Origin of the sequence: Herbaspirillum sp. 1130 (assembly GCF_017833835.1) — a bacterium.
In the GTDB taxonomy this organism is placed as follows: Bacteria; Pseudomonadota; Gammaproteobacteria; order Burkholderiales; family Burkholderiaceae_D; genus Herbaspirillum; species Herbaspirillum huttiense.
The window spans coordinates 74,207-100,220 of sequence record NZ_JAFICQ010000005.1 but is presented as its reverse complement, the minus strand read 5'-3'; the positions used below and the strand labels follow the sequence as shown (position 1 = coordinate 100,220).

The window sequence follows — 26,014 nt, the reverse complement described above, 5'->3', positions numbered from 1 at the left end:
GGCCATCATGGCGCCAGGCAGCCCGCTGCGGCGCACGGCGCGCCAGCGCACCGGGGACGACGGCGAAGACCGGGCGCTGGCCTACCTGCAGGCGCAGGGCCTGCAGCTGGTGCAGCGCAATTTCCGCTGCAAGGGCGGCGAGATCGACCTGATCCTGCGTGAGGGCAGCACCATCGTCTTCGTGGAAGTGCGCGCCCGCGCCAGCAGCGCCTATGGCGGTGCGGCCGCCAGCGTCACGCCGGCCAAGCAGCGGCGCCTGCTGGTGGCCGCCCAGGTCTGGCTGCAAGGACAAGCGCGCCTGCCGGCCTGCCGCTTCGACGTGGTGACGGTGGAAGGCGGCCGGTTGCAGTGGCTGCGCAACGCCATCGAGGCTTGAACAGCGGCCGTTTTGGCGCGACAACGGGCGGCTGGCGTATCATGTGCGACCGGATTCCGGAAACTTCTCTTTACGAATTGCCCGGACTTGGCCGCGTTCAAGTCCTCTATAATCGCAGGCACTATGACAAATCCCCGCATCCTCGCCCATTTCCAGGAAAGCGCCGACCTGAAGATGAAGGCCGCCAGTGTTCTGGCCCAACCGATCGAACAGGCGATTGAACTAATGTTCACTGCACTGTCGAATGGCAACAAGATTCTTGCCTGTGGCAATGGCGGATCGGCCGCCGACAGCCAGCACTTCGCCGCCGAACTGGTCGGCCGCTTCGAACGTGAGCGCCTGCCGCTGCCGGCCCTGGCGCTGACCACCGATACGTCCATCCTCACCGCCGTCGGCAACGACTACAGCTACCAGGAAATCTTCTCGAAGCAAGTCCAGGCCTTCGGCCAGGCCGGCGACATCCTGCTGGCCTTCTCGACCTCGGGCAATTCGGGCAACATCCTGGCCGCCATCGAAGTGGCGCACGAACGCGACATGCGCGTGGTGGCCCTGACCGGCAAGGGTGGCGGCAAGATCGGCAAGATCCTGACCGACGCCGATGTGCATATCTGTGTGCCGCATGAACGCACCGCGCGCATCCAGGAAGTGCATCTGGTGTCGCTGCACTGCATTTGCGACGGTATCGACGTCGCGCTTTTTGGAGATGATGCGAATGAATGATGCACGATCCTTGTTGACCCGCCTGCGTCGCCCGCTGGCGGCCGTGGCCCTCGGCGGCATGGTGGCCCTGAGCCTGCAGGGCTGTTTTGCGGTGTTTGCCGGCGGAGCGCTGGCCACCACCTTCGCCGCCACCGACCGCCGCACCCTGGGCGCGCAGACGGAAGACAAGTCCATCGTGGTCAAGGGCGAAGCCCGCATTCCCGAAGTGGTGGCCTCCGGCTCCCACGTCAACGTGACGGCCTTCAACCGCAAGGTGCTGCTCTCGGGCGAAGTGCCGGACGAAGCCTCCAAGGCTGCCGCCGAGCGTGAAACCAAGGCCATCCAGAACGTCGATACGGTGTACAACGAACTGGAAGTGGGCCCGTCGTCCAGCTTCGGTTCGCGCTCCAGCGATGCGCTCATCACCAGCAAGGTCCTGGCCAGCCTGGTGGACGACAAGACGCTGTACTCCAGCGCCTTCAAGATCACCACCGAGCGCGGCATCGTCTACATGCTGGGCCGCGTGACCCAGCGTGAAGGCCAGCGTGCGGCGCAGATCGCCAGCGGCGTCTCCGGTGTGAACAAGGTCGTGACCCTGTTCGAATACATCACCGAGGACGAACTGAAGGACTACCAGCGCAAGCCGGCCAGCGAGAACAAGGCCACCAGCTGATGGCAGCTGCGTAGCTGATGCAGGTCAAACCGCCGGCGAGTCCGGCGGTTTTCACGTGCAGGGGCCGCCCGCAGGATTCTGCGGCGAGGTCTATAATGCTTCAGTTCAACGAGGCTGCCGTATGCAGTGGCAGACCTCTTCCCGCAGTCCGGATCCGGAGTTTCCCATGCAAGCACAGGCCAACGCGCCCAAGAGCGGTCTCATGATCAAGCTGGCAGCCGTCCTGGTGGTGGCCGCTGTCGCCGCCTTCGCCTATTTCAAGGTCAATGCCGGCAATGCCGCGCCCGACGTCACCTTCACCAAGCTCGATGGCCAGCAGGTGGCACTGAAGGATTTGCGCGGCAAGGTGGTCATGGTCAATTTCTGGGCCACCAGCTGCACCACCTGCGTGGGCGAAATGCCGCAAATGATCGACACCTACAACAAGTTCAAGGACCGTGGCCTGGACTTCGTGGCCGTCGCCATGAGCTATGACCCGCCCAACTACGTGCTGAACTACACCGAAACCCGCAAGCTGCCCTTCAAGGTCGCGCTGGACCCGCAGGACACGCTGGCCAAGGCCTTCGGCGACGTCAAGCTGACCCCGACCACCTTTGTCATCGGCAAGGATGGCAACATCATCAAGCGCTATGTCGGCGAGCCGCAATTCGCCGAATTGCACCAGTTGCTGGAAAAGGCGCTGGCGGCCTGAGCCCGCAGCGCTCGCTCTTCCCCGCTTGCAAGCCGGCTCCGTGCCGGCTTTTTCATTTCTGATTGCAGGATGACAACTGCACGGAACATCCCCGTGCTTGCCGTAGTCCAAGATATTCATATTGTCGTCATGACAAGCGCTCGCGTGCCTCTGCCGACACCTTCACAACAAAGGAGGCTGACATGAAATTCCGGACCATTTTCCTCATCGTGCTGCTGGCGCTGGTCGCCATCTTCGCCGCCGTCAACTGGACGGCCTTTACGGCCACGACCACGCTCTCGCTGATCTACACCGAATTCCAGGCACCGCTGGGCGCGGTAATGCTGGGCGTGGTGGTGGTGCTGACGGCCTTCTTCCTGCTCTACATCCTGGCCCTGCAGACCAGCGTGATGCTGGAAAGCCGCCGCCTGACCAAGCAGCTGGAAGCCCAGCGCGCCCTGGCCGACCAGGCCGAGCATTCGCGCTTCAATGACCTGCGCGGCTACCTGAAGACCGAGCTGGAACAGCTTCAACGCCGCCAGACCGAACAGCAAACCCTGCTGGCGCAGCGCCTGGATGCATTGCAGCGTGACATCCACCAGCGCGTGGAACAGACCGAGAACGCCGTCGCGGCCCAGGTCGGGGAGCTCGATGACCGCCTGCAGCGCCAGCGCGTGACCACCGTACCTCAGAATTTGGCATAAACCTTCCAACGCCCACGCAAAAAAGGCTGGAACCTCGCGGATCCAGCCTTTTTCTTCATTTAATGCCTTTTAGCGGCAGTTCCAGGGCACTTAGACGCCGTAACGGGTCCGATACGCTGCTACCGCATCCTTGTACTGGCTCAGGCGGGCATCGCCGCCGTTGGAGATGTACTCGAAGAGGTCATTGAGGTTGCCGATGGAAATGACCGGCATGTCGTACTCGCGCGCCACTTCCTGCACCGCCGACAGTTCGGAGAGGGCGCCATCCTTGCCCGAGCGCTCCATGCGGTCCAGTGCGATCAGCACGGCGCAGGGGGTGGCACCGGCGGCGCGGATCATGTCCACCGACTCGCGCACCGAGGTGCCGGCCGAGATGACGTCATCAATGATGACGACCTTGCCCTGCAGCTTGGCACCGACAATGGTGCCGCCTTCGCCGTGGTCCTTGGCTTCCTTGCGGTTGAAGGCGAAGGGGACATTGCGGCCCATGCCGGCCAGCGCCACCGCGGTGGCCGAGGCCAGGGTGATGCCCTTGTAGGCGGGGCCGAACAGCATGTCATATTCCACGCCCGAATCCTGCAGGGTCTGGGCGTAGAAGCGGGCCACCTGGGCCAGAGTGGCGCCCTCGCTGAAGAGGCCGGCGTTGAAGAAGTAAGGCGAGGTACGGCCCGCCTTGGTGACGAATTCGCCAAAGCGCAGCACGCCGGCCGATACCGCGAATTCGATGAATTCCTGTCTCAAGTTGCTCACAATGCATTTCCCGGGAAGAGTCAAAACGGAAGGTGCGGACCGCGCCCGCTTGCCGCCAGGCAAGGCGGCGCGGTGGCAAAGCCTTCATCAGGCCGACATTTTAAATGATTCATCCTATCGGTTATGCTACCGGCCTGATTGAACACACTTCTGCAGCAAGCAAACAGGACATCCATGCCAAAAATCGTCTCCGCCAACCTCAACGGAATCCGTTCGGCCGCCAAGAAGGGCTTCTTCGAGTGGCTGCAAAAGGAAGCGCCGGACTTCGTCTGCGTGCAGGAACTGAAGGCCCAGGCGGCCGACATGACCGAAGACTTCCTGGCCCCGGCCGGCTATGTCGGCCATTTCCACTATGCCCAGAAGAAGGGCTACTCGGGCGTGGGCGTCTACAGCCGCCGCCAGCCGGATTCGGTGCGCATCGGCTTCGGCAATACCGAATTCGATGACGAAGGCCGCTATGTCGAATGCGACTACGGCGACCTGACCGTGATCTCGCTCTATGCGCCCTCGGGTTCCTCCAGCGAGGAACGCCAGGAAGCCAAGTTCCGCTTCATGGAAGCCTTCCTGCCGCACCTGATGGAACTGGAAAAGAGTGGCCGCGAAGTGGTCATCTGCGGCGACTGGAACATCGCCCACAAGGAAATCGACCTGAAGAACTGGAAGAGCAACCAGAAGAATTCAGGTTTCTTGCCGGAAGAACGCGCCTGGATGACGCGCATCTTTGACCAGCTGGGGCTGGTGGACGTGTATCGCCGCCTGCATCCGGAAACCACTGGCGAAGCCTACACCTGGTGGAGCAACCGCGGCCAGGCCTGGGCCAACAACGTGGGATGGCGTATCGACTACCACGTCTCCACGCCGGGCATTGCGGCCAAGGCGGTCAGTGCGGCGATCTACAAGGAACAGCGCTTTTCAGATCATGCGCCGTTGACGGTGGTGTACAGCGACTAAGCAGCCGCCGAACCAGATCGGCCTCGCCAACAAAAAGCCCTCGCACCGTGAAGTGCGAGGGCTTTGTCGTTTCTGGCCGCCCGAGAATCAGGCGTCCGGAGCCGCAGCCTTCTTCGGCGTCGCCTTGCGTAGGGCCGGCTTCTTGGCCGCTGCCGCCTTGGTCTTGGTGGCCGTGGTCTTGGCGGCCGTCTTGGTCGCCGTCTTCTTGGCGGCCGGCTTGGCTACGGCCTCGTCGGCACCGTCATCGGCGTCCGCTGCTGCAGCCTTGCCCTTGGCGGGAGCTTTGGCCTTGCGTTCCTCGAACTCGAAGCTGATCTTGCCATCCTTGCCCCGCACCAGGAAGGCCTTGAAGGGCCGGCGCGTGCGCTGCGAGATGAAGCCCGGCAGCAGGTCGGTCTTGCCGTCGTTGAGGAGCTTGGCCATCTGCTCCGGCAGGATCTCCTGCTGCAGGATGATGCGGCTGCTGCGGAAGTCGCAAGCCTTGGGCTTGGCCACGGTCTTCTCGCAGACATAGGCCAGGCCCATTTCGTAGACGCCGCTGCCGCACTTGGGGCAGGCGCCCAGCGGGGTCTGCTCGCTGAAGTCCACCGGCTCGCCGCCTTCGCCATCGGCCTGGTCCTGGCCGAAGTCGAATTCCAGCTTGAAGTTCTTGATCTCTTCGTCGCGCGAAATCTTCAGGATGGCCGCAAACGGACGGCCCATCTTGGAGCGGAAGCCCTGCAGCGGACCAATGGTGCGGTTCTGCAGCAGCTCTTCCACTTCGGCGATTTCGAACTGGCGGCCACCGGGCACCTTGCTCATCGAGAATTCGCACTTGGTGCAGGCGAAGCGACGGTAATTTTCCTTCACCACGCCACCGCAGTTGGGGCAAGGCGTCTGCAGCGTCGCGTAGTCGCCGGGGATGGTGTCGTTGTCGTATTCCTTGGCGCGCTTGACGATGATCTGGGTCATCTGCGCGATCTCGCGCATGAACTCGTCACGGCTGATCTTGCCGCGCTCCATCTGGGCCAGCTTGTGTTCCCACTCGCCGGTCAGTTCGGGTTCGGTCAGTTCATCCACACCCAGGCCATGCAGCAGCGTCATCAGCTGGAAGGCCTTGGCGGTGGGCATCATTTCGCGGCCTTCGCGCAGCAGGTACTTTTCGTTCAGCAGGCCTTCGATGATGGCCGCGCGCGTGGCCGGCGTGCCCAAGCCCTTGCCGGCCATGGCTTCGCGCAGTTCATCCGAATCCACCAGCTTGCCCGCGCCTTCCATGGCCGACAGCAGCGTGGCTTCGGTGTAACGGGCAGGCGGCTTGGTGACCAGGCCGTTGGCGGTGACCTTGTCGGTCTTGACCTTCTCGCCCGGGGCCACGGCCACCAGGTTGCCGCCGCCTTCCTTGTCCTTGTCGTCTTCCTCGACCTGCTTGCCGTAGATGGCCAGCCAGCCGGGGTTGATCATCACTTTGCCTTCGCTCTTGAACTGGTGGCCCGACACTTCCGTGAAGCGGGTGGTCACCTGGAACTCGGCCGGCGGGAAGAACACCGCCATGAAGCGGCGCGTCACCAGGTCGTAGAGCTTCTGTTCCGGCTCCGACAGGTTCTTGGGCACCTGGGTGGTCGGGATGATGGCGAAGTGGTCGCTGATCTTGGTGTTGTCGAAGATGCGCTTGTTGGGCTTGACCCAGCCTTGCTTCAAGATCTGCTTGGAGAACTGGTGGTAGTTGTTGTTCTCCGCCAGCGCCTCCATGGTGTCCTTGACCGTGTTGATGTAGTCCTCGGGCAGGTGGCGCGAGTCGGTACGCGGATAGGTCAGCACCTTGTGCTTTTCATACAGCGCCTGGGCCAGGCCCAGGGTGTTCTTGGCCGAGAAGCCGAAGCGCGAGTTGGCCTCGCGCTGCAGGCTGGTCAGGTCGAACAGGCCCGGCGACATCTGCGTGGTCGGCTTGGATTCCTCGGTGACATTGCCCGGCTTGTCGCGGCAGGCGGCCACGATGGAATCCGCTGCGGCTTTGCTCCACAGGCGCTCGGGACGCTTCTCGGGATCGGCTTCATCCTTCTTGTGGCCCTTGTCCAGCCAGCGGCCCTTGTAGATGCCGGCAGCGCAGACGAATTCGGCGTGCACTTCCCAGTAGTCACGCGGGATGAACTTCTTGATCTTCTCTTCACGCTCGACCACGATGGACAGGGTCGGCGTCTGCACGCGGCCCACGGTGGTCAGATAGAAGCCGCCCTCCTTGGAATTGAAGGCGGTCATGGCGCGGGTGCCGTTGATGCCGATCAGCCAGTCGGCTTCGCTGCGGCAGCGCGCGGCATTGGCCAGCGGGAGCATTTCTTCATCATCGCGCAGATGGGCGAAGCCCTCGCGGATGGCGCCGGGCGTCATCGATTGCAGCCACAGGCGCTTCACCGGCTGCTTGGCCTTGGTGTATTGCGCGATCAGGCGGAAGATCAGTTCACCTTCGCGGCCCGCGTCACATGCGTTGATGAGGGTGGTCACATCCTTGCGCTTGATGAGCTTGGAGAGCACCTTCAGGCGCGACTCGGTCTTGGCAATCGGATTGAGCGCAAAGTGCGGCGGAATCATCGGCAGGTGGGTAAAACTCCACTTGCCGCGCTTGACGTCGTATTCCTCGGGAACTGCGATTTCCAGCAGGTGACCGACGGCCGAGGACAGGATGTACTCGTCGGATTCGAAATACTCATCGTGCTTGGTGAAGCCGCCGAGCGTCTTCGCGATGTCGTTCGCGACAGAGGGCTTCTCGGCAATGATGAGGGTCTTGCTCATAGGTATGGGTCTCGGTGGTGAGAGGTCAGTTGCTGGTGTGCTGCGGGAGTTTCATCAGCCTCACGTGGGGCCGGACTGCTCCGAAACAACACCATGCCATCCCAGGCGGTCAACGATAGGCGGCGGCAAGCTACGCAAGTGGCCGGCGTTTCATTGCCTGTGGACAACGGAATTTTTATATAGTAGCCAATATCGGGCCAATGCGGGGGAATGATAAGCGTGATGCAAATGAAACGGCAAGCACAAGGGCTTGCCGTTTCATTGATTCATGCGCTTTCGCCGGCTTTTATGTTCATTCATGCCGAAATGGCTTGAAATGAAGCAACAGCACGGGGATGCGGCGTCAGCACGTTGTCAGCAAGGCTCCCTCCCAGCCCTGTCGCTCGTGCCAGGCCGGTGCGTTCAGTGCAGCAGGCGCGGTTCGGTATCGTCTTCGTCGAGGAACAGCTCCTCGAACATCAGGCCGTCCGGTTCCTTGCCCTGGCTCCACAGCACCATCAATACGATGACCTTGAGTTTTTCCAAGGTGATCGGCGCTTCACCGGCGGCCAGGGCGCGCTCGATGACGATCTCGCGCTGGATCGGGTCCAGCATCTTGGCCGATTCGAGGAACTGGATGAAACCGATGGCTTCCACGCCCAGAATGTCACTTTCCTGGGTCGCATAGATGCGCGTGCCGAAGGAAAAGGCGGTCTGTCGGGGATAGTTGTCGGCGAATTCGTGATTGGCGACTTCAAGATCAGTCAGCCATCCGAGTGCCTGGGAGATTTCATCTTCTTCGAAACCGATCGCGGACAACTTTTTGACGAGCGCCTCGGGTTCGGGGCAGGCATCAGGGCGATAGTAGGTTTCGTACAGGTAAACGAGGACATCAAACATGTTCGTACTCTATCGCGAAGGTTATGAATGTACAAGTCAGCCAAGTCCAGTATGGCAGGATTTGCGGCGCTGCGGGGATAATTTCTTCACACGATGCGGCGATAACGTGCACCCGGCAGCAGCTCCACCCAACCCTGCAGTTCCAAGGTTAGCAAACTCCCTGCCAGGCCCGCTGCATCAAGGCCGCAGCGCAACGCGAGGGTATCGGCATCGACCGGGTCATGGCCCAGGCTCTGCAATAACTGTTGGCTTGCCGCATCGAGCTCATCCATGGCGCGCGATGAAGTTGCCTGCACGACAGCTTGCTGCTTCGGCAACGTCGACCAGCCAGGCAGCTCATCGAGAATATCCTGCGTGGTCTCGACCAGCTTGGCCCCTTGCCGGATCAGTTGATGGCAACCCTTGGACAGCGGCGCGTGGATCGACCCCGGAATGGCAAACACATCCCGCCCCTGCTCGGCCGCCATGCGCGCGGTGATGAGCGAGCCCGACCGGGCCGCCGCCTCCACCACCAGCACGGCGCGCGACAAGCCCGAGATCAGGCGGTTGCGGCGCGGAAAGTTGGCTGAAAGCGGCGGCGTGCCCAGTGCATATTCGCTGACGATGCAGCCGCCCTCGGCGATGCGTTGTGCCAGCGCGCGATTGCGCTGGGGATAATCCAGATCGATGCCGGTACCGATGACGGCCACCGTCGAGCCCGGCCCGGCCAATCCCCCCGCATGCGCGGCCGCATCGATACCCAGCGCCAACCCGGAGACGATGGTGATGCCCGCACGGCTGAGCTCCTCCGAAAACCGGCCCGCATGCTGCACGCCCTGGGCCGTGGCATTGCGGCTGCCGACCACCGCCAGCGCATTGCCCGCCAGCAGCGCCGGATTGCCGCGCACGTACAGCAGCAAGGGCGGATCGGCAATCTGCAGCAAGCCCGGCGGATAGCTTGCATCGGCCAGCGTGATGACGGATTGCCCCGGCACCTGCGCCCAGGCCAGCGTGGTGGCGATGCGCTCGCGCTGCTGTGCAGTCGGTGCGCACGCCAGGCGAGCCGCCACCGGGGCCGGTACCACCGCCCGCAAGGCCTCCTGATCGGCCTGCCAGATACCCTGCGGCAAACCGAACACCGCCAGCAGCCGGCGCGCCAGCACCGGCCCGATGCCCTCGGTCATGGCCAAGCGCAGCCAGGCAGTCAGTTCTGTGGCCGGATCGGCAATAGTGTCGTGGAAAGGCTCTTGCATGAAGATATATGAAGTGTTGTACATCGGCTGCCCGCTCAAGGCCGTGCGGCGCGGCTCTCCGGGCGGGCCTGTGGCGGGCTGTGATACACTTTTCCGAAAAACGGGAATCTCCTGGCCGCCGCGCCACGCCGCACAGGCCTGCCAGGACCGGCATTGTGCGGTGGCCGTGCTTGAAGCGTCGCGCTTCGGCCGCATTTACATGACAAATCCCGAAATGAATTTCCCGCACGCTCGCAAAATGACGAGATCCGGCCCGAACCAAGTCCCCCGAGACCGAACCCCAAGCTTACCGAGAACACACGTATGGCCCTGCTGAACATCCTCCGTTATCCCGATCCGCGCCTGCACAAGGTTGCCGTCCCCGTGACCGTCTTCGACGAGCGCATCAAGAAGCTGGTGGCCGACATGGCCGAGACCATGTATGCCGCCCCCGGCGTAGGCCTGGCCGCCAGCCAGGTGGATGTGCATGAACAGGTGGTGGTCATTGACGTCTCCGATGAAGGCAAGAACCTGCAGGTCTTCATCAACCCCGAGATCCTCTGGGCCAGCGAAGAGAAGCGCGTCTATGACGAAGGCTGCCTGTCGGTGCCCGGCATCTACGACGGTGTGGAACGTCCGGCCCGCGTGAAGGTGCGCGCTTTTGATGCCGACGGCAAGGCCTTCGAAGTTGATGCCGATGAGCTCTTGGCCGTGTGCATCCAGCATGAGATGGATCACCTGAAGGGCAAGGTCTTCGTCGAATATCTGTCGCCGTTGAAGCGCAACCGCATCAAGACCAAGCTGCAGAAGGAAGAGCGCGAGATGAAGAAGAAGGCGGGCTGACGCACTGCCCACATCCGCGATAAAAAATAACGCCGGCCGGGTCATCCCCGCCGGCGTTTTTCATTGATGCGTCACTTGCATCAATACCATCGATTGATGCAAGAAGGCTTACACCGCCACAAACCGATACACCCCATCCTCCCCCAGCAAGCGTTTCACCGCGCCGTCATACCAGAGCTTGTGCAAGTGCGCGACCGCCTCCCCCAGCGCAAAGGACAGCTGATGCGTATCCAGCGGCCGCTTGAACATCACCGGCAGGATATCCACCCCCGTCTGCGGTGTGGCACAGGCCGCCAGCACTTCGGCCAGACGCTCGCGGTGATGGTCGTTCAACTGCTGGATACGGGTATGCAAGCCACGGAAGGGCTTGCCATGCGAAGGCAGCACCAGCACATCGCCCGGCAGGTGCGCGTATTTCGCCAGCGAATCCAGATACTGCTGCACCGGATTGCTCTCCGGCTCGATCGCAAACACCGACACATTGGTGGAGATGCGCGGCAAGACCATGTCCCCCGAAATGAGCACATTCAGCGCCGCGCAATACAGGGAAACGTGCTCCGGCGAATGACCGAATCCGGTAATGATTTCCCAATCGCGTCCGCCGATGCGCACCGCGTGGCCATCCTGCATGCGGTGATACGCGTGCGGCACCGCCGGCACCAGGTCCTGGTAATACGTATTGCGCCCCTGCAGCGTCGCCACCGTCTCGGGATCCGCCAGGCCATGCCGCTGGAAATGCGGCGTGGCCGCCGTGCCCTCGGCCCCCGGCAAGGCCGCCGACATCACGCGCGCAAAAGCGTAATCCCCGGTGCTCATCCACAGCGGTGCCTGCCAGCGCTGGCACAGCCAGTCGGCCAGCCCTACGTGATCGGGATGGCAATGCGTGACCAGCACGCGCAGGATGGGCAAGCCATCGAGTTCTTCAGTGAAGATGCGCTCCCAGGCCGCGCGCGTATCGTCGGTGGCGATGCCGCAATCGACCACGGTCCAGCCGCGCTGGCGGCCTTGCGGGGTGTCGGCCTCGTCTTCCAGCAGCCACAGGTTGATGTGATTCAGGGCAAAGGGCAGCCCCATGCGCAGCCAGCGCACGCCCGGCGCCACCTCCATGGTGTGGCCGGTGTCGGGCAGGGTGTCGCCGAAGGCGTAGTCGAGCTGGGATTCAAGAGCATTCATCAGTAAGCCTGGCGATCATCGAGAAGGGGGAGGTAGTCATGCAGCGTCGCACCAGCCCTGCATTTTTTGCTGGACGACAGGGCACAATATACTTTACGTTAACGTAAAGTGCCAGACCAACCCAATCCATCCCGTCCATGCCTACCTACACCATCACCGAACTGGCGGAAGAATTCGCGATCACGCCGCGCGCGATCCGGTTCTACGAAGACCACGGCATCCTCAATCCCAAGCGCGAGGGGGTGGGCGGTCGGCATCGCGTCTATCCGGCGCGCGAACGCACGCGCCTGAAGCTCACGCTGCGCGGCAAGCGCCTGGGCTTCACACTGGCCGAAATCAAGGACCTGATCGACATGTACGAATCGCCCAAGGATACGCAGCCGCAGCTGCAGCGCTTCCTGGGCCTGCTGCAACAGCATCGCGAAAAACTGGAACAGCAGCGCGAAGACCTCGAACTGACCCTCTCCGAAATCGCCGCCCACGAAGAGGAATGCCGGCAACTGCTGGCCGATGCCAAACCGAAGAGCAAACGCAAGGCGGTAGCGGCCTGACGCAAACGGCATTTCGCAACGCGCAGACCGTCTTCATTGACGTAAACGTCAAGCAACAGCAATCGTTCCACATCACAACAAGAAATCCCCAAACACCCAACGAGGAGACACCCATGATCCACCTGCCCGGCCTCAATTTCGACCATGGCGAAGACATCGCCGCCCTGCGCGAAGCCGTCGCCGCCTTCGCCCAAACGGAGATCGCCCCGCGCGCAGCCGAGATCGACCGCAGCGACCAGTTCCCCATGGACCTGTGGAAGAAGCTGGGCGACTTGGGCGTGCTGGGCATCACGGTCGGCGAGGAATACGGCGGGGCCGGACTGGGCTACCTGGCGCACATCATCGCGATGGAAGAAATCTCGCGCGCCTCGGCATCGGTGGGCCTGTCCTACGGTGCGCACTCCAATCTGTGCGTGAACCAGATCAAGCGCAACGGCAACGAAGAGCAGAAGCGCAAGTACCTGCCCAAGCTGATCTCGGGCGACTTCATCGGCGCGCTGGCCATGTCCGAACCCAACGCCGGCTCGGATGTGGTGAGCATGAAACTGCGCGCCGACAAGAAGGGCGACCGCTACGTGCTCAACGGCAGCAAGATGTGGATCACCAATGGCCCCGATGCCGACGTGCTGGTGGTCTATGCCAAGACCGATCTCGACGCCGGGGCGCGCGGCATGACTGCCTTCTTGGTAGAGAAAGGATATAAAGGATTTTCCGTTGCGCAGAAACTGGACAAGCTCGGCATGCGCGGTTCCCACACCGGTGAACTGGTGTTCCAGGATTGCGAAGTCCCGGAAGAAAACGTATTGGGCGGCGTCGGCCGTGGCGTCAACGTGCTGATGTCGGGCCTGGACTTCGAGCGCAGCGTGCTCTCCGGCGGCCCGCTGGGCATCATGCAGGCCTGCATGGATGTGGTGGTGCCTTACGTGCATGACCGCAAACAGTTCGGCCAGGCCATCGGCGAATTCCAGCTCATGCAGGGCAAGCTGGCCGACATGTATTCCACCATGATGGCCTGCAAGGCCTACGTCTATGCGGTCGGCCAGGCCTGTGACCGCGCCGACAGCGCCGACAAGGTGCGCGCCCTGCGCAAGGATGCCGCCGGTGCCATCCTCTACTCGGCCGAGAAGGCCACCTGGATGGCGGGTGAAGCAATCCAGTCGCTGGGCGGCAATGGCTACATCAACGAATATCCCGTGGGCCGCCTGTGGCGCGATGCCAAGCTCTACGAAATCGGTGCCGGCACCAGCGAGATCCGCCGCATGCTGATCGGCCGCGAACTGTTTGCCGATACGCTGTAAGCACCCTCCCCTCTTTTGAAACTCCAAACACAACGGACATCATGAGCACACCCATCGATTTCTACTTCGACTTCAGCTCGCCCTACGGCTATTTCGCTGCCGTCGAGATCGACAAGCTGGCCGCGAAATACAGCCGCAGCGTCAACTGGCATCCCATCCTGCTGGGTCCCATCTTCAAGGCACTGGGCACCAATTCGCTGGCCAACATTCCGGTCAAGGGCGACTACTCGCGTCACGACATGGAGCGCACCGCCCGCTTCCACAATATCTTTTACAAGGCCCCGAGCCAGTTCCCCATCGGCACGCAAGTCGCCGCACGCGCCACGCTGTGGGTGCAGCAGACCCAGCCGGCCAAGGCAGTGGACCTGATCAAGACCTTGTACAGCGCCTACTTCACCGAAGACATCGACATCAGCGTGCCCGAAAACGTGCTGCGCATTGCCGCCGACAACGGCATCGACCGCGCCGCGCTGGAAACGGCGCTGGGCACGCCCGAACTGAAGGAGCAGCTGCGCGCAGCCACCGAAGCGGCCGGCAAGGCCGGCGTGTTCGGCTCGCCCTTCATGATCGTCGATGGCGAACAATTCTGGGGCTTCGACCGCTTCACCCAGCTGGAAGCCTTCCTCAAGAACGGAAAGATCTGATGAGCACCAGGAAAGACAAGTCCGGCCCCTGCCCCTGCGGCCAGCCCAGCTTCGAGAAATGCTGTGGCCGCTTCATCACCGGTGGCCAGGTGCCGGCCACGGCCGAGCTGCTGATGCGCTCGCGCTATACCGCCTTCGCCCTGCGCGACGAAGCCTACCTGCGCGCGACCTGGTTCCCGGACACCTTGCCGGAAGAAGAACTGACCAGCGAAACCGACGTCAAGTGGATCGGCCTGGACATCAAGAAACACCAGCACGCCAGCGGCAGCGATGAAGCGACCGTCGAGTTCGTGGCGCGCTTCAAGGTCGGTGGCAAGGCGCACCGCCTGCACGAGATCAGCAACTTCGTGCGCCAGCCCGACGACAGCGGCCAGGCGCGCTGGTATTACGTGGATGGGCGCTTCCCGGAGGACTGACGTTTTCTGCACCATGCCCCGCTGCGCCAGCACCGGTGCGGCCGACAGCACAACAAGAAACTGAACAGAGAGACCAAACCATGCCGCAGATTGAAAGCAAGCTCAACCCGCGCAGCGAGGAATTCCAGCACAACCGCGATGCCATGCAGCGCATCGTCGACGACCTGCGCGAAAAGGTGGCCGCCATCGCCGAAGGCGGCGGCCAGGCCGCGCGCGAGAAGCACGTGGCACGCGGCAAGCTGCTGCCGCGCGACCGGGTGCAGAGGCTGCTGGACCCCGGCACGCCCTTCCTGGAATTCTCGCAACTGGCCGCCTACGGCATGTACCGCGAGAAAGACCGCGAAGGCAACCTGAAAGATGCCGCCCCCTCGGCCGGCATCATCACCGGCATCGGCCGCGTGGCCGGGCAGGAGTGCGTGATCGTCTGCAACGATGCCACCGTCAAGGGCGGCACCTACTATCCGATGACGGCCAAGAAGCACCTGCGCGCGCAGGAGATCGCCGAATTCAATCACCTGCCCTGCATCTACCTGGTCGACAGCGGCGGGGCCAATCTGCCCAACCAGGATGAGGTCTTCCCCGACCGCGACCACTTCGGCCGCATCTTCTACAACCAGGCCAACCTGTCGGCCAAGGGCATTCCGCAGATTGCCGTGGTGATGGGCTCCTGCACCGCAGGCGGTGCGTATGTACCGGCCATGAGCGATGAATCCATCATCGTCAAGGAGCAGGCCACCATCTTCCTGGCCGGCCCGCCGCTGGTCAAAGCGGCCACCGGTGAAGTGGTGACGGCCGAAGAACTGGGCGGCGGCGATGTCCATACGCGCCTCTCGGGCGTAGCCGATCACCTGGCCCAGGACGATACCCATGCGCTGGCCATCGCGCGCAACATCGTCAGTCACCTCAACCGCCGCAAGCCGCAGCAGCTGGCGCTACGCGAGAGTGTCGAACCCAAGTATCCGGCGCAGGAACTGTATAGCGTGATCCCGACCGATACGCGCAAGCCCTTCGATGTGCGCGAGGTCATCGCCCGCATCGTCGACGGCAGCGAGTTCGATGAATTCAAGGCGCGCTACGGCACCACGCTGGTGTGCGGTTTCGCGCACCTGCACGGCATGCCGGTGGGCATCATCGCCAACAACGGCATCCTGTTTTCGGAAGCCGCCGAGAAGGGCACGCACTTCATCGAACTGTGCTGCCAGCGCAAGATCCCGCTGATCTTCCTGCAGAACATCACCGGCTTCATGGTCGGCAAGAAGGCCGAGAACGAGGGCATTGCGCGCCATGGTGCAAAAATGGTCACGGCCGTCTCCACCGCCAAAGTGCCCAAGCTCACCGTCATCATCGGTGGCAGTTTCGGTGCGGGCAACTATGGCATGTGCGGCCGCGCCTTCTCGCCGCGCTTCCTGTGGATGTGGCCCAATGCGCGCATCTCGGTCATGGGTGGCGAGCAGGCCGCCAGCGTGCTGGCCACCGTCAAGCGCGACGGCATCGAAACGCGCGGCGGCAGCTGGAGCGCAGAAGAGGAAGCCGCCTTCAAGGAGCCCATCCGCGCCCAATATGAAACCCAGGGCCATCCGTATTACGCCTCGGCGCGCCTGTGGGACGACGGCGTGATCGATCCTGCCGATACCCGCCAGGTATTGGCGCTGGGATTGTCGGCCGCCCTGAACGCCCCCATCGAAGAGACCCGATTCGGCGTCTTCCGCATCTGAAGCGCGCCACCGAGGAGACACCATGTTCACCAAGATCCTGATCGCCAATCGCGGCGAAATCGCCTGCCGCGTGGCCGCCACGGCCCGCCGCCTGGGTATCGCCACCGTGGCCGTCTATTCCGACGCCGATGCGCAGGCCAAGCACGTGGCCGCCTGCGACGAGAGCGTCCACCTGGGCCCGGCCCCGGCCAAGGAAAGCTATCTCTGCGCCGACAAGATCATCGCCGCCGCACTCGCCACGGGTGCGCAGGCGATTCACCCCGGCTACGGCTTCCTGTCGGAGAACGCCGGATTCGCCCAGGCCTGTGCCGATGCCGGCCTGGTCTTCATCGGCCCGCCAGCCTCGGCCATCGATGCCATGGGCTCCAAATCCGCCGCCAAGGCCTTGATGGAAAAGGCCGCCGTGCCGCTGGTGCCGGGCTATCACGGCGAGCGCCAGGAGAGCGATTTTTTACACGCGGAAGCAGACCGCATCGGCTACCCGGTGCTGCTCAAGGCCAGCGCCGGTGGCGGCGGCAAGGGCATGCGCGTAGTCGAACGCAGTGAAGATTTTGAAGCGGCACTGGCCTCCTGCAAGCGCGAGGCGATCTCCAGCTTTGGCGATGACCGCGTGCTGGTGGAGAAATACCTGACCCGTCCGCGTCATATCGAAATCCAGGTCTTTGCCGATGGCCATGGCAATTGCGTCTATCTCTTCGAGCGCGACTGCTCGGTGCAGCGCCGCCACCAGAAGGTGCTGGAAGAAGCCCCTGCCCCCGGCATGAGCTGCGGCCGCCGCGCCGCCATGGGCGAAGCTGCCGTCGCGGCTGCGCGTGCGGTGGGCTACGTCGGTGCCGGCACGGTGGAATTCATCGCCAACCAGGATGGCAGTTTCTACTTCATGGAGATGAACACGCGCCTGCAGGTCGAGCACCCCGTCACGGAAATGATTACCGGACTGGACCTGGTGGAGTGGCAATTGCGCGTCGCCTCGGGCGAACCGCTGCCGCTGAAGCAGGAGCAGTTGCACATCCAGGGCCATGCCATCGAGGCGCGCATCTATGCGGAGAATCCCGAGAAAGGCTTCCTCCCCTCCATCGGCACGCTCACCCGCATGCGCAGCGCCCCTGCGGTGGAATTCACGCTGGCCGCACCCGGTGCCACGCAACCGGCGGCCGTGCGCATCGATGCCGGCGTGCGCGAGGGCGATGCCATCTCGCCCTTCTATGATCCGATGATCGCCAAGCTCATCGTCTGGGGTGCGGACCGTGATGCGGCCCTGCGCAACATGGCGCGCGCGCTGGCGCAGTACCAGGTGGTCGGACTGGCGACCAATATCGGCTTCCTGCAGCGGCTGATCGTGGGGGAAGCATTTGCGACGGCCGATCTCGATACCGGCCTGATCGAACGTCACCGCGACGCGCTCTTCCCGGTCCCGACTGCGCCCACTGCCGACACGCTGGCCCTGGCCACCGCTGCCCTGCTGCAACAGGAGCAGCGCAATCAGGACAGCCGCGACCCCTGGGCCCGGACCAGCGGCTGGCGACTCAATACCCGCCTGCAGCGCAGCCTGAATTTCGAAGATGACTCAGGCAACAGCGAAGTCCGGATCGACTACGCGGGCGACGGCCGGCAATGGCAATTGCAGATCGGCGGCAACACGCACACGCTGGCCCTGCATGCGGCCAACTCCGACAGTGTGCGCATCTCCCTGGACGGCCGTACCCTGCAAGCCGATGTGGCCTGGGAAGGCGAAGGGCTACACCTCTTCGATGGCCGCAGCCAGCACAGCCTGCGCCTGCTCGACCCGATGGCCCACGCAGGCCACGCAGAGGCCGAGGGCGGACGCCTGACTGCGCCCATGCCCGGCAAGATCGTCGCGCTGCTGGTGGACCAGGGGGCGAGCGTGACGCAAGGCACGCCACTGCTCATCATGGAAGCCATGAAGATGGAGCACACCATCGCCGCGCCCTCGGCCGGCACCGTGGAAGCGCTGCGCTATGCCGTCGGCGACCAGGTGGCCGAAGGTGCGCAGCTGCTGGACTTCAAGGCCGCGTGAGCAGCGCGCCGTGAACACGTCCGTACTGCACCTGCCCCCCTCGCTGCACGTGCTGGAGCGGGGCTGGCTGTCATCCAACAACGTGCTGCTGTTCGGCCGCGATGAAGTCGCCATGATCGACAGCGGCTACGTTGCCCATGCCGAACAGACGCAGACGCTGGTGCGCCACGTCCTGCACCAGCGCGGACGTGAGCGGCTCGATGTGCTGCTCAATACCCATCTGCATTCGGACCACTGCGGCGGCAATGCCGCCCTGCACGCCGCCTATGGCTGCCGCATTGTCATCCCGGCTGCCGAGGATGCCAAGGTGCGCCAGTGGGATGAAGATGCCCTGAGCTACCGCGCCACCGGCCAGCGCTGCCCGCGCTTTGTGCATGAGCAGCTGATCCGCAGCGGCGACGTGCTGCGCCTGGGTGATCTCGACTGGACCGCTCTGGCCGCGCCGGGACATGACCCGCATGCGCTGCTGCTGTATTGCGCGCAGGAGGGTGTGCTGATCTCGGCGGATGCCTTGTGGCGCAATGGCTTCGGGATCATCTTCCCGGAGCTGGATGGCGAATCCGGTTTCGAGGAGGCGCGCGCCACGCTGGAGCTGATCCGCAGCCTCGATGTGCGTACCGTGATTCCCGGCCATGGCGCGCCTTTCACCGAGGTGGATGATGCGCTGGAGAAGGCCTTCTCGCGGCTCGATTATCTGCAGGCCAATCCGCTGCGCAATGCGCACAATGGCATCAAGGTCCTGGTGAAATTTCTGCTGCTCGAACGCGGCCGGATTGCACTGGCGGACTTGCCGACGATGATGCGGGAGATCCCCTTGTTGCGCATCACCAATGCGCGCTTCCTGCAGATGGACGATGCGGCCCTGGCCGACTGGTGCGTAGCGCAACTGCAGAAGGCGGGCGCGGCGGCCAGCGATGGCGTGTTCCTGCTGGATCGCTGAATGCGGGCCTGCGCGGCAGAGGGGGCGGGGGTGCTGTTATCATTTCCGGCTTGTCCTGCTGCCGGCCTTGCGCCTCCTAGTCAAACGCCATGAACGCCATGAACGAACCTGCTGCCGCCCTGCCCTCTTCCGCCCAACGTGTTGCCGACCTGCTGGCGGCGATGGGCCATGACAAACCGGTCACGATGCTGCCCTCGACCGGCCGCACCTCTGCCGAAGCCGCTGCGGCCGTGGGCTGCAGCGTGGCCGAGATTGCCAAGTCCATCATCTTCCGCCGAGTCTCTGACGGTGCGCCGGTGCTGGTCATTGCCAGCGGAGCCAACCGGGTGGACGAAGCCAAGGTTACCGCCCTGACCGGCCCGCTGGGCAAGGCCGACGCCAAATTCGTGCGCGACACGACCGGTTATGCCATCGGCGGCGTCTGCCCGATTGGCCACGTGGTCAAGCCGGTGATGCTGATCGATCAGGACCTGTTCAACTTTGACAGCGTCTGGGCGGCGGCCGGCCATCCGCATGCCGTCTTCAACCTCACGGCCGCGCAGCTGGAGAAGATGACCGGCGGCACGGTGGCCGATGTGCGTCTCGATGCAGCGCCGGCGGCCAGCTGAACTGTTCTACAGCCATCCACGCAATACAACACCCCCAACGGAGACCCGCATGATGAGCCTGCCCAAGAAAGTGAAGATCGTTGAAGTCGGACCGCGCGACGGTTTGCAGAACGAGAAGGAAACCATTTCCGCCGAGGTCAAGATCGAGCTGGTGAACCGGCTTTCTGCGGCGGGTTTTCCGAATGTGGAGGCGGCATCTTTCGTCTCGCCCAAGTGGGTGCCGCAGATGGCGACTTCGAGCGAGGTGATGCATGGCATCACGCGCAAGCCGGGCGTGGTGTATTCCGCGCTGGTGCCCAACATGAAGGGCTTCGAGGCGGCGCTGGAGGCGGGGGTGGATGAGGTGGTGATTTTCGGTGCGGCCTCGGAGGCCTTCTCGCAGAAGAACATCAATTGCTCCATTGCCGAATCCATCGAACGTTTTGCCGAAGTGGCCAAGGCCGCCAAGGACCACCGCAAGCGCCTGCGTGCGGCGGTGAGTTGCGCGTTTGGATGTCCGTACCAGGGTGAGGTGCCGCTGGACGCGGTGGCCGACGTGGTGCGGCGTTTCCGCGAGCTGGGCTGTGACGAGATCGACATCGCCGACACCATCGGCGTGGCCACGCCGGGCAAGGTGCGGCCGGTGATGGAGACGGCGATCCGTGAATTCCATATCGAAGGTTTGTCGGGTCACTTCCATGATACCTATGGGCAGGCGCTGGCCAATATCTATGCCAGTCTGCAGACGGGCATCAGCATCTATCACGCGTCGGTGGCGGGGCTGGGGGGCTGTCCGTATGCCAAGGGCGCGACCGGCAATGTGGCGACCGAGGATGTGCTGTACATGATGAACGGGCTCGGGATCGGGACCGGGATCGACCTGGATGCAGTGGCCGAGGCGGGGCAGTTCATCTCGCAGCAGCTGGGACGCAAGTCGGTGAGCAGGGTGGGGAATGCGTTGGCGGCTAAGCGGGTGGGGTGAGGGTTATCTGGGAGCGAGATGGTGTGGGAGGAAGGGATGCCTGCTTACGCAGGGTAGCCCGATCCCTCACTTAGACGATGAGAGGAAATTCCTCGGCACCGTCTATTTCGTAGTTCGACAAGATGAGTACTTCCTCGACGGGGCATTCGGGATAGATCCATTTCGCCCAATTTTCCACGATCCAAGGCAGAGAGAGGCCGTGGCCTTCGCTCCATAATGCATCGGGGGGCAGCTTGACCAGTATCCATGTCGCCTGCTGACACCTCCACTCGCATCGCGCCCTTCGACTGCAACTGCCCGCCGCGATTGTCCACGCTGCCGGCCTCGATGCGCAGCCCACCACCAGTGGCGATATCGCCACCCTGATTGTCGAGGGTGCTCACTTGAAGACGGGCTTCGCCACCTGCCACCACAACACCCGCGCCATTGCCGAGGTCGCCGGCCTTGATGTGCAGATCCGTGCCGGCACGCACACCTTGATCCTTGCCCGAATGCAGGTTGTACAGTGCCTGGCCGTGGGTATCGAGGTCGAGGCTCTTGAGGGCCTGCAACAATCCGCCCTCATTGTTGACTTCACCGCTGGAGAGCGTCAGCTTGCCCCGGGCAGCGATACTGCCGGCACGATTGTCGAGCTCCGCGCTCTCTGCCTTCAGGTCTTGCCGCGCAAAGAGTACGCCGCGCTGATTGTTGAAACGCCGGTTGCGCGCATCAATCACCACCTCGCCGCCGCCCAGCGTGCCGTCGCTGTTGTCGATGCCAGTGGCCGTGATCTCCAGCCGGGTGGCGGCGAGGATCTTTCCTTGGTTACTGGTCTTTCCGTCTGTCGTCAGTTCGAGAGAACTCTCGGCCGAACGCATCCTGCCCCGGTTCTCCAGCGTGGCCGCATTGACGGTGAGCGTATCGTTGGCGCCGATCTCTCCGGTGTTGCTCAAGCCCTGCTGCAGCGAGAGCTTCATGGCGCCCTCGGCGGTGAACGTCCCGCTGTTGTTCAGGGCCGCCGCCTTCAATGAGACGGATGTCTTGGCCTCAACAGTACCGCTGTTGGTGATGCTTTCTCGGGTCTGTATGTCGACACTCTTGGCTAGCGAATAGAGTGCTCCGCCGTTGACCAGAGAGGCCGTCCGGAAATCCACCGTGCCGTCTGCGCCAATCTTGCCGCTGTTGAGTGCAGCACCACCGATACGCATCAGCAAGCTACCGTGCGAGAACAGCTTGCCGCTGTTGTCCAGTGCATCGGCATCGATCTGGAGGGTGCTGCCGGCACCGACGTTTTTTTCGTTGGTGAATTTGCCGGTCACTTTCAGGGTCAGCGATTGGACTGCACTGAGCGTGCCGCGATTGTCGAGGGTAGCAGCCTTGAAGTCGGCACCGGCCCTGCTGCCCATGGTGCCAGCATTGGTGAGGGCGGCGCTTGCGCTGGCGTTGAGTGCCGCTTCCCCGATGAAGCGCCCCTGGTTTTCAATCGCTACCGCCTCGGCATCGAGTGTCCGTTTTGCTTCGATGCTGCCGCTGTTGAAGAGCCGTCCTGCTACCTGCAACTGGACCGATTCCTGTGCGGAATAAATATCTCCCCGATTGGTCAGGGTCGTGGCGCGTAGCTCAAGCCGGGCATTGCTGCCGATCTTGCCGCTGTTGTCCAGCATGTTGCGTATACGCAGTGCGAGCGTGGCGGGGGTGAGCACGCTGCCGGTGTTCTCCAGCGTGACCGCAGCAAGCGTAACGCCGGTATCCCCTAGCAGGCTGCCTGCATTGCGTATCGAACCGCTACTCTGCACGCGGGTGTCGCCTGTGCTCCCGATGCGTCCCGTGCCGGTGTTTTCCAGTGTCCCGACTTCAAGGAGGGTGCTGTCCCTGGCGCCCAAGCTACCCTGGTTGATGAGCGCTCCGGTGGTGCGTATCTGGAGCTGCCGGCTGGCGTCAAGCGTGCCGGCATTGTCCAGTGCAGTGGCGTGGATGCGCAGCGTGCTTTCGGAGCCCATCGTGCCGCTGCCGGCGTTGCTCACCGCTCCGGCGGCAGCGATCACGGTGTCGCCCCGTGCGGCCAGCGTCCCGGTGTTTTCCAAGTGGCCGGCTGCCGTCACGACCAGCTGTCCTTCAGTGGCCGTGAGCGTGCCGCCGTTGTGCACGCCCACGCCATGTTCGGTAGCACTCAAGTAGATGTGGCCGGCATACATGCCGCCGAGCGCTGCCACATCGATGGCGCGCACCGGCGCACCATCGGTGGCGCTCTGGTCCGGCGTGACCTGCGCGTGATCAGCACTGACCGTATTGAGCCCGGTGGTGAGCCGGATCTGTTTGGCCCGCAGCTCCGCATGTACGCGCACTGCACGGGCGATGACGTCGGCATACGCGGTGTCATTGGCTTGCAAGCCCAGCCCCTCAAAGCTGATCACGCCGCTGTTGACGCGATAGCTTTCCAGGTTGCCCTGCCGGATGACGGGCGTGCCGGTGGTCATGGTGGCGCGTTGGGCGTTGATGAAACCGCAGCCCGCGCAGGTGATGCCGGCAGGGTTGGCGATGATCACCTGCGCCGGGTTGCCTGCCACCTCGATGAAGCCGCGCAGGTAGCTGGGGTCCGTTGCATTGACCTGGTTGACGATGATCTGTGCGCCACCGCCCGGCATCCATGGATTGCCGGCGATATAGCCGCCCAGTTCGGACTTGCTGGAGCCACCCGCGTTATTGAGGATGACTCCGCGTCCATCCACATCAAAACGCCGGTAGCTGTTGACCGACAGGCCCTTGGCGTTGGGCTGCCGGATGTTCACCACGGGCACGCCGTTGGCGGCCTTGAGCACCATCGGCTGCTCTTCGCGCGGCGCGTTGCGGTCTGCCAGGATCTGCGCATGTGCCACGCTTTGCCACGTCAGTGCCAGGGCCAAGACCAGCGTGCAGAACTTCCACGATGCCGGTGCCACCACACCGGCAGCCCCGCATGCCATCGGTGACCTCTGGCCGCTGATGGTGGACGCGGTTTCCGCGACCGCCATCAGCATGCCGCGATGACGGTTGAAGACCAATTGATAGCACTGACGGTTCATGGATCGCCCCTTTTGCGAGATCGACCCGGACCGGATGCCTCATCGATTCGAGGCGCAGTCTATTTTTTTAGAGCGGATTAAAAAATCAGAAAAGTCTGATTTATGTGCAGACGATAAAAAGAGAAATTGCGATCTCCCCAATTTTTGAATGATCGCGACACGCGTGCCCGGTGTTGTTTTGCTCGCTGACCATTTCCTTATGAATCGCTACCACCTCCTTTCTCCGCTGCTGCTCGGCGCGCTCTGCCTCCCGCTCTACAGCGCAGCACAATCTCCCGGCATCCAGCAAGAACAACTGCAGCGCGAACGAGAGCGCGTCTTGCGCGAGGCCCTCGAGCAAGCGCCCGATGTGCTCACGCTGGGCCTGCCCCCTCCCGGTTCCACGTCGTTGGACTACCCCGAGGACGAACAACCTTGCAGCCGCATCGACACGATCATCATGGAAGGAGATTCTGCGGAGCGCTTCCGGCCCGCCCTGGGCACGGTGATGAAGGCGGCCGGGGGTGGTGGTGCCACCGGCCGCTGCCTGGGCAGCCAGGGTCTGCAAATCCTGCTGGCGCGCGTGCAGGCCGACATCATCGCGCGCGGCTACACCACCACCCGCGTGCTGGCGCAGCCGCAGGATCTCTCCACGGGCAGGCTGATCCTCACGGTGATTGCCGGCAGGCTGCGCAAGGTGCGCATGGCCGAGGGAGCGAACGCGCGCGGCAATACTGTCACGGCGCTGCCGCTGTCTGAAGGAGATCTGCTCGACTTGCGCGCCATCGAGCAGGGATTGGAAAACCTCAGGCGCGTGCCGACTGCGGAGGCTGACATCGAGATCACGCCCTCGGAAGAACCGGACGCGCAAGCCGGCGACAGCGATCTGGTCGTGCAATACCGGCAGGCGTTTCCGTTCCGCTTCTCGGCCTCGCTGGACGATGGCGGTGCGCGCACCACTGGCCGCCATCAGGCCGGCGTGACGGTGGCCTATGACAACTGGTGGACGCTCAATGATCTCTTTTACGCCAGCCTCACGCGCAGCCTGGGCCGCTATGGGGATCGCGGCAGCCGCAGCCATACCGTGCATTATTCGCTGCCCTTCGGCTACTGGCTGCTCTCGGCGACGCTCTCGGGCAGCCGTTATCACCAGACGGTGGAGGGCGCCTTTGAACCGGTGGTCTACAGCGGCCATGCCGAAACGAGCGAAGTCAAACTGTCGCACCTCCTGCGACGCAATGCCACCAGCAAGAGCCATGTCGCTGCCCGGCTGTTGCTGCGCAAGTCCTTCAATTTCGTCGACCAGATTCCGCTGGCGCCGCAACAGCGCAGGATGACGGCATGGGAATGGAGCGTGAATCACCGCCACTTCATCGGACCGGCCGTGGCCGAGATCAACCTGAGCCATCGTCGTGCAATGGACCGGCAAGGCCGTGCGCCCGAGGACGAACTCGACCTGCCGCAGATCACCACGCGCTATGGACTGTGGCTGGCGGACGCCGCGATCCATGCGCCCTTCACGCTGGGCACGGCGCGTTTACGTTACAACGCAACGGCGCGCGCCCAATGGAACCGGGGCAAGCTGCCGGCGCAGGATCAGTTCGCCATCGGCGGACGCTATACCGTGCGTGGCTTTGATGGCGACATGAACTTGCAGGCCGAGCGCGGCTGGCTGCTGCGCAATGAGTTGTCCTGGGGGATGGGAGAAGACGGGCAGGAAGTCTACGCCGGCGTCGATACCGGCGCGGTAGCGGGACCGCTGGCGCAAAGCCTGAGCGGACGCCGCTTGAGCGGTGCCGTACTGGGCTGGCGCGGCAACGTGGACAAGCTCGGCATGGAGCTCTTCATCGCTGCGCCACTGATCAGGCCACAGGGATTCCCCACCGGTACGCTGACCGGCGGGTTCAGCCTGCAATGGTCGTATTGAATGAAGAAAATGCGGCGCAGGATGGCTGGCAGCCGCCGCGCTTCACTGCTGGCGATAACGCCGCAGGCCGCGCACCGGCAGCTTGTCCGATTCGATGAGCGCCTTTTTCAGTGCACGCTTGTGCAGCAGCGCGCCCCCAATCAGTGCGACGGCGGCCAGGACGATGATGAGGACATTGACGAGATCAAAGTGTTGCATGAT

General features: G+C 63.3%; 24 protein-coding genes. 17 read left to right on the top strand and 7 right to left on the bottom strand.

Going from position 1 to position 26,014, the window contains the following annotated elements; genetic code table 11:
* Nucleotides 1-7 precede the first annotated feature (7 nt).
* From JOD78_RS21915 to JOD78_RS21895, 5 genes are all read left to right on the top strand, one after another.
* A complete protein-coding gene (locus tag JOD78_RS21915) occupies nt 8-376 on the top strand; it encodes a YraN family protein (protein WP_121041258.1) in 369 nt (122 codons plus the stop codon).
* A gap of 123 nt (nt 377-499) precedes the next feature.
* Nucleotides 500-1,096, top strand: coding sequence for a phosphoheptose isomerase (locus JOD78_RS21910; protein WP_039782952.1), 597 nt, complete (start codon nt 500-502; stop codon nt 1,094-1,096).
* Nucleotides 1,089-1,748 carry a BON domain-containing protein gene (locus tag JOD78_RS21905; protein ID WP_121041260.1) on the top strand — a complete coding sequence of 220 codons (660 nt, stop codon included), beginning with the start codon at nt 1,089-1,091 and terminating at the stop codon, nt 1,746-1,748. The genes JOD78_RS21910 and JOD78_RS21905 overlap by 8 nt, the downstream gene beginning before the upstream one ends.
* A 166-nt stretch (nt 1,749-1,914) precedes the next feature.
* Nucleotides 1,915-2,439: a TlpA disulfide reductase family protein gene (locus JOD78_RS21900; RefSeq protein WP_034340016.1), complete on the top strand. Its 525-nt coding sequence runs from the start codon at nt 1,915-1,917 to the stop codon at nt 2,437-2,439.
* A gap of 182 nt (nt 2,440-2,621) precedes the next feature.
* Complete coding sequence (locus tag JOD78_RS21895) at nt 2,622-3,122, top strand: signal transduction histidine kinase (RefSeq protein WP_034340000.1); 501 nt, start codon at nt 2,622-2,624, stop codon at nt 3,120-3,122.
* A 90-nt stretch (nt 3,123-3,212) separates the two neighbouring features.
* On the opposite strand, the gene pyrE is transcribed toward JOD78_RS21895, so the two are convergent.
* A complete protein-coding gene (gene pyrE / locus JOD78_RS21890) occupies nt 3,213-3,872 on the bottom strand; it encodes an orotate phosphoribosyltransferase (RefSeq protein ID WP_008333588.1) in 660 nt (219 codons plus the stop codon).
* Nucleotides 3,873-4,046: 174 nt separating this feature from the next.
* Between pyrE and JOD78_RS21885 the strand changes: the two genes are divergently transcribed.
* Nucleotides 4,047-4,823 (top strand): exodeoxyribonuclease III, encoded by a 777-nt coding sequence (locus JOD78_RS21885; RefSeq protein WP_039790188.1) that lies wholly within the window; start codon nt 4,047-4,049, stop codon nt 4,821-4,823.
* A gap of 87 nt (nt 4,824-4,910) precedes the next feature.
* On the opposite strand, the gene JOD78_RS21880 is transcribed toward JOD78_RS21885, so the two are convergent.
* The 3 genes from JOD78_RS21880 to dprA form a co-directional block, all read right to left on the bottom strand.
* Nucleotides 4,911-7,589, bottom strand: coding sequence for a DNA topoisomerase III (locus tag JOD78_RS21880; RefSeq protein ID WP_134134206.1), 2,679 nt, complete (start codon nt 7,587-7,589; stop codon nt 4,911-4,913).
* 402 nt (nt 7,590-7,991) lie between these two features.
* Entirely contained in the window at nt 7,992-8,468 is a 477-nt protein-coding gene (locus JOD78_RS21875; protein ID WP_034339991.1) for a DUF494 domain-containing protein, read from the bottom strand.
* Between the two features lie 86 nt (nt 8,469-8,554).
* Complete coding sequence (gene dprA, locus JOD78_RS21870) at nt 8,555-9,700, bottom strand: DNA-processing protein DprA (RefSeq protein WP_199725055.1); 1,146 nt, start codon at nt 9,698-9,700, stop codon at nt 8,555-8,557.
* 303 nt (nt 9,701-10,003) lie between these two features.
* On the opposite strand from dprA, the gene def reads away from it, so the two are divergent.
* Nucleotides 10,004-10,522: a peptide deformylase gene (gene def, locus JOD78_RS21865; RefSeq protein ID WP_039790192.1), complete on the top strand. Its 519-nt coding sequence runs from the start codon at nt 10,004-10,006 to the stop codon at nt 10,520-10,522.
* Nucleotides 10,523-10,630: 108 nt separating this feature from the next.
* On the opposite strand, the gene JOD78_RS21860 is transcribed toward def, so the two are convergent.
* Complete coding sequence (locus tag JOD78_RS21860) at nt 10,631-11,695, bottom strand: MBL fold metallo-hydrolase (RefSeq protein ID WP_134134209.1); 1,065 nt, start codon at nt 11,693-11,695, stop codon at nt 10,631-10,633.
* A 137-nt stretch (nt 11,696-11,832) separates the two neighbouring features.
* On the opposite strand from JOD78_RS21860, the gene JOD78_RS21855 reads away from it, so the two are divergent.
* The 9 genes from JOD78_RS21855 to JOD78_RS21815 all read left to right on the top strand — a co-directional run bounded on the left by JOD78_RS21855 (nt 11,833) and on the right by JOD78_RS21815 (nt 20,866).
* A complete protein-coding gene (locus JOD78_RS21855) occupies nt 11,833-12,246 on the top strand; it encodes a MerR family DNA-binding transcriptional regulator (RefSeq protein WP_008333608.1) in 414 nt (137 codons plus the stop codon).
* A 113-nt stretch (nt 12,247-12,359) separates the two neighbouring features.
* The gene (locus JOD78_RS21850) at nt 12,360-13,544 is read left to right on the top strand and encodes an isovaleryl-CoA dehydrogenase (RefSeq protein WP_039790199.1); all 1,185 of its coding nucleotides are present in this window, start codon (nt 12,360-12,362) and stop codon (nt 13,542-13,544) included.
* A gap of 41 nt (nt 13,545-13,585) precedes the next feature.
* Nucleotides 13,586-14,188 (top strand): 2-hydroxychromene-2-carboxylate isomerase, encoded by a 603-nt coding sequence (locus tag JOD78_RS21845; protein WP_039790200.1) that lies wholly within the window; start codon nt 13,586-13,588, stop codon nt 14,186-14,188.
* Complete coding sequence (locus JOD78_RS21840; protein WP_121041271.1) at nt 14,188-14,604, top strand: YchJ family metal-binding protein; 417 nt, start codon at nt 14,188-14,190, stop codon at nt 14,602-14,604. Before JOD78_RS21845 ends, JOD78_RS21840 begins: the two co-directional genes overlap by 1 nt.
* An 80-nt stretch (nt 14,605-14,684) precedes the next feature.
* Nucleotides 14,685-16,319 (top strand): carboxyl transferase domain-containing protein, encoded by a 1,635-nt coding sequence (locus JOD78_RS21835; RefSeq protein WP_209569558.1) that lies wholly within the window; start codon nt 14,685-14,687, stop codon nt 16,317-16,319.
* 22 nt (nt 16,320-16,341) lie between these two features.
* On the top strand, nt 16,342-18,357 hold the full coding sequence (locus JOD78_RS21830) for an acetyl/propionyl/methylcrotonyl-CoA carboxylase subunit alpha (protein WP_209569560.1): 2,016 nt from the start codon (nt 16,342-16,344) through the stop codon (nt 18,355-18,357).
* A 10-nt stretch (nt 18,358-18,367) separates the two neighbouring features.
* Nucleotides 18,368-19,297 carry an MBL fold metallo-hydrolase gene (locus tag JOD78_RS21825; protein ID WP_209569562.1) on the top strand — a complete coding sequence of 310 codons (930 nt, stop codon included), beginning with the start codon at nt 18,368-18,370 and terminating at the stop codon, nt 19,295-19,297.
* A gap of 98 nt (nt 19,298-19,395) precedes the next feature.
* Nucleotides 19,396-19,905 carry a YbaK/EbsC family protein gene (locus JOD78_RS21820; protein WP_121041275.1) on the top strand — a complete coding sequence of 170 codons (510 nt, stop codon included), beginning with the start codon at nt 19,396-19,398 and terminating at the stop codon, nt 19,903-19,905.
* A 52-nt stretch (nt 19,906-19,957) separates the two neighbouring features.
* On the top strand, nt 19,958-20,866 hold the full coding sequence (locus JOD78_RS21815; RefSeq protein ID WP_209569636.1) for a hydroxymethylglutaryl-CoA lyase: 909 nt from the start codon (nt 19,958-19,960) through the stop codon (nt 20,864-20,866).
* 44 nt (nt 20,867-20,910) lie between these two features.
* Here JOD78_RS21815 and JOD78_RS21810 read toward each other — a convergent pair whose 3' ends face one another.
* Entirely contained in the window at nt 20,911-23,907 is a 2,997-nt protein-coding gene (locus JOD78_RS21810; RefSeq protein ID WP_209569564.1) for a filamentous hemagglutinin N-terminal domain-containing protein, read from the bottom strand.
* Nucleotides 23,908-24,106: 199 nt separating this feature from the next.
* On the opposite strand from JOD78_RS21810, the gene JOD78_RS21805 reads away from it, so the two are divergent.
* The gene (locus tag JOD78_RS21805; RefSeq protein ID WP_209569566.1) at nt 24,107-25,813 is read left to right on the top strand and encodes a ShlB/FhaC/HecB family hemolysin secretion/activation protein; all 1,707 of its coding nucleotides are present in this window, start codon (nt 24,107-24,109) and stop codon (nt 25,811-25,813) included.
* A gap of 42 nt (nt 25,814-25,855) precedes the next feature.
* Here the strand turns inward: JOD78_RS21805 and JOD78_RS21800 are convergent, their stop codons facing one another.
* Nucleotides 25,856-26,011 (bottom strand): hypothetical protein, encoded by a 156-nt coding sequence (locus JOD78_RS21800; protein WP_166675113.1) that lies wholly within the window; start codon nt 26,009-26,011, stop codon nt 25,856-25,858.
* Nucleotides 26,012-26,014: the final 3 nt, after the last annotated feature.

What these genes read in the sequence shown, in the direction of transcription:
- JOD78_RS21800 (WP_166675113.1), bottom strand. Translation starts at nt 26,011, where the DNA reads ATGCAACACTTTGATCTCGTCAATGTCCTCATCATCGTCCTGGCCGCC.
- JOD78_RS21895 (WP_034340000.1), top strand. Translation starts at nt 2,622, where the DNA reads ATGAAATTCCGGACCATTTTCCTCATCGTGCTGCTGGCGCTGGTCGCC.
- JOD78_RS21905 (WP_121041260.1), top strand. Translation starts at nt 1,089, where the DNA reads ATGAATGATGCACGATCCTTGTTGACCCGCCTGCGTCGCCCGCTGGCG.
- JOD78_RS21900 (WP_034340016.1), top strand. Translation starts at nt 1,915, where the DNA reads ATGCAAGCACAGGCCAACGCGCCCAAGAGCGGTCTCATGATCAAGCTG.
- JOD78_RS21820 (WP_121041275.1), top strand. Translation starts at nt 19,396, where the DNA reads ATGAACGAACCTGCTGCCGCCCTGCCCTCTTCCGCCCAACGTGTTGCC.
- JOD78_RS21830 (WP_209569560.1), top strand. Translation starts at nt 16,342, where the DNA reads ATGTTCACCAAGATCCTGATCGCCAATCGCGGCGAAATCGCCTGCCGC.
- JOD78_RS21835 (WP_209569558.1), top strand. Translation starts at nt 14,685, where the DNA reads ATGCCGCAGATTGAAAGCAAGCTCAACCCGCGCAGCGAGGAATTCCAG.
- JOD78_RS21910 (WP_039782952.1), top strand. Translation starts at nt 500, where the DNA reads ATGACAAATCCCCGCATCCTCGCCCATTTCCAGGAAAGCGCCGACCTG.
- JOD78_RS21875 (WP_034339991.1), bottom strand. Translation starts at nt 8,468, where the DNA reads ATGTTTGATGTCCTCGTTTACCTGTACGAAACCTACTATCGCCCTGAT.
- JOD78_RS21815 (WP_209569636.1), top strand. Translation starts at nt 19,958, where the DNA reads ATGAGCCTGCCCAAGAAAGTGAAGATCGTTGAAGTCGGACCGCGCGAC.
- JOD78_RS21805 (WP_209569566.1), top strand. Translation starts at nt 24,107, where the DNA reads ATGAATCGCTACCACCTCCTTTCTCCGCTGCTGCTCGGCGCGCTCTGC.
- JOD78_RS21855 (WP_008333608.1), top strand. Translation starts at nt 11,833, where the DNA reads ATGCCTACCTACACCATCACCGAACTGGCGGAAGAATTCGCGATCACG.
- JOD78_RS21850 (WP_039790199.1), top strand. Translation starts at nt 12,360, where the DNA reads ATGATCCACCTGCCCGGCCTCAATTTCGACCATGGCGAAGACATCGCC.
- JOD78_RS21840 (WP_121041271.1), top strand. Translation starts at nt 14,188, where the DNA reads ATGAGCACCAGGAAAGACAAGTCCGGCCCCTGCCCCTGCGGCCAGCCC.
- JOD78_RS21880 (WP_134134206.1), bottom strand. Translation starts at nt 7,589, where the DNA reads ATGAGCAAGACCCTCATCATTGCCGAGAAGCCCTCTGTCGCGAACGAC.
- def (WP_039790192.1), top strand. Translation starts at nt 10,004, where the DNA reads ATGGCCCTGCTGAACATCCTCCGTTATCCCGATCCGCGCCTGCACAAG.
- JOD78_RS21915 (WP_121041258.1), top strand. Translation starts at nt 8, where the DNA reads ATGGCGCCAGGCAGCCCGCTGCGGCGCACGGCGCGCCAGCGCACCGGG.
- JOD78_RS21845 (WP_039790200.1), top strand. Translation starts at nt 13,586, where the DNA reads ATGAGCACACCCATCGATTTCTACTTCGACTTCAGCTCGCCCTACGGC.
- JOD78_RS21885 (WP_039790188.1), top strand. Translation starts at nt 4,047, where the DNA reads ATGCCAAAAATCGTCTCCGCCAACCTCAACGGAATCCGTTCGGCCGCC.
- dprA (WP_199725055.1), bottom strand. Translation starts at nt 9,700, where the DNA reads ATGCAAGAGCCTTTCCACGACACTATTGCCGATCCGGCCACAGAACTG.
- JOD78_RS21810 (WP_209569564.1), bottom strand. Translation starts at nt 23,907, where the DNA reads ATGAACCGTCAGTGCTATCAATTGGTCTTCAACCGTCATCGCGGCATG.
- JOD78_RS21860 (WP_134134209.1), bottom strand. Translation starts at nt 11,695, where the DNA reads ATGAATGCTCTTGAATCCCAGCTCGACTACGCCTTCGGCGACACCCTG.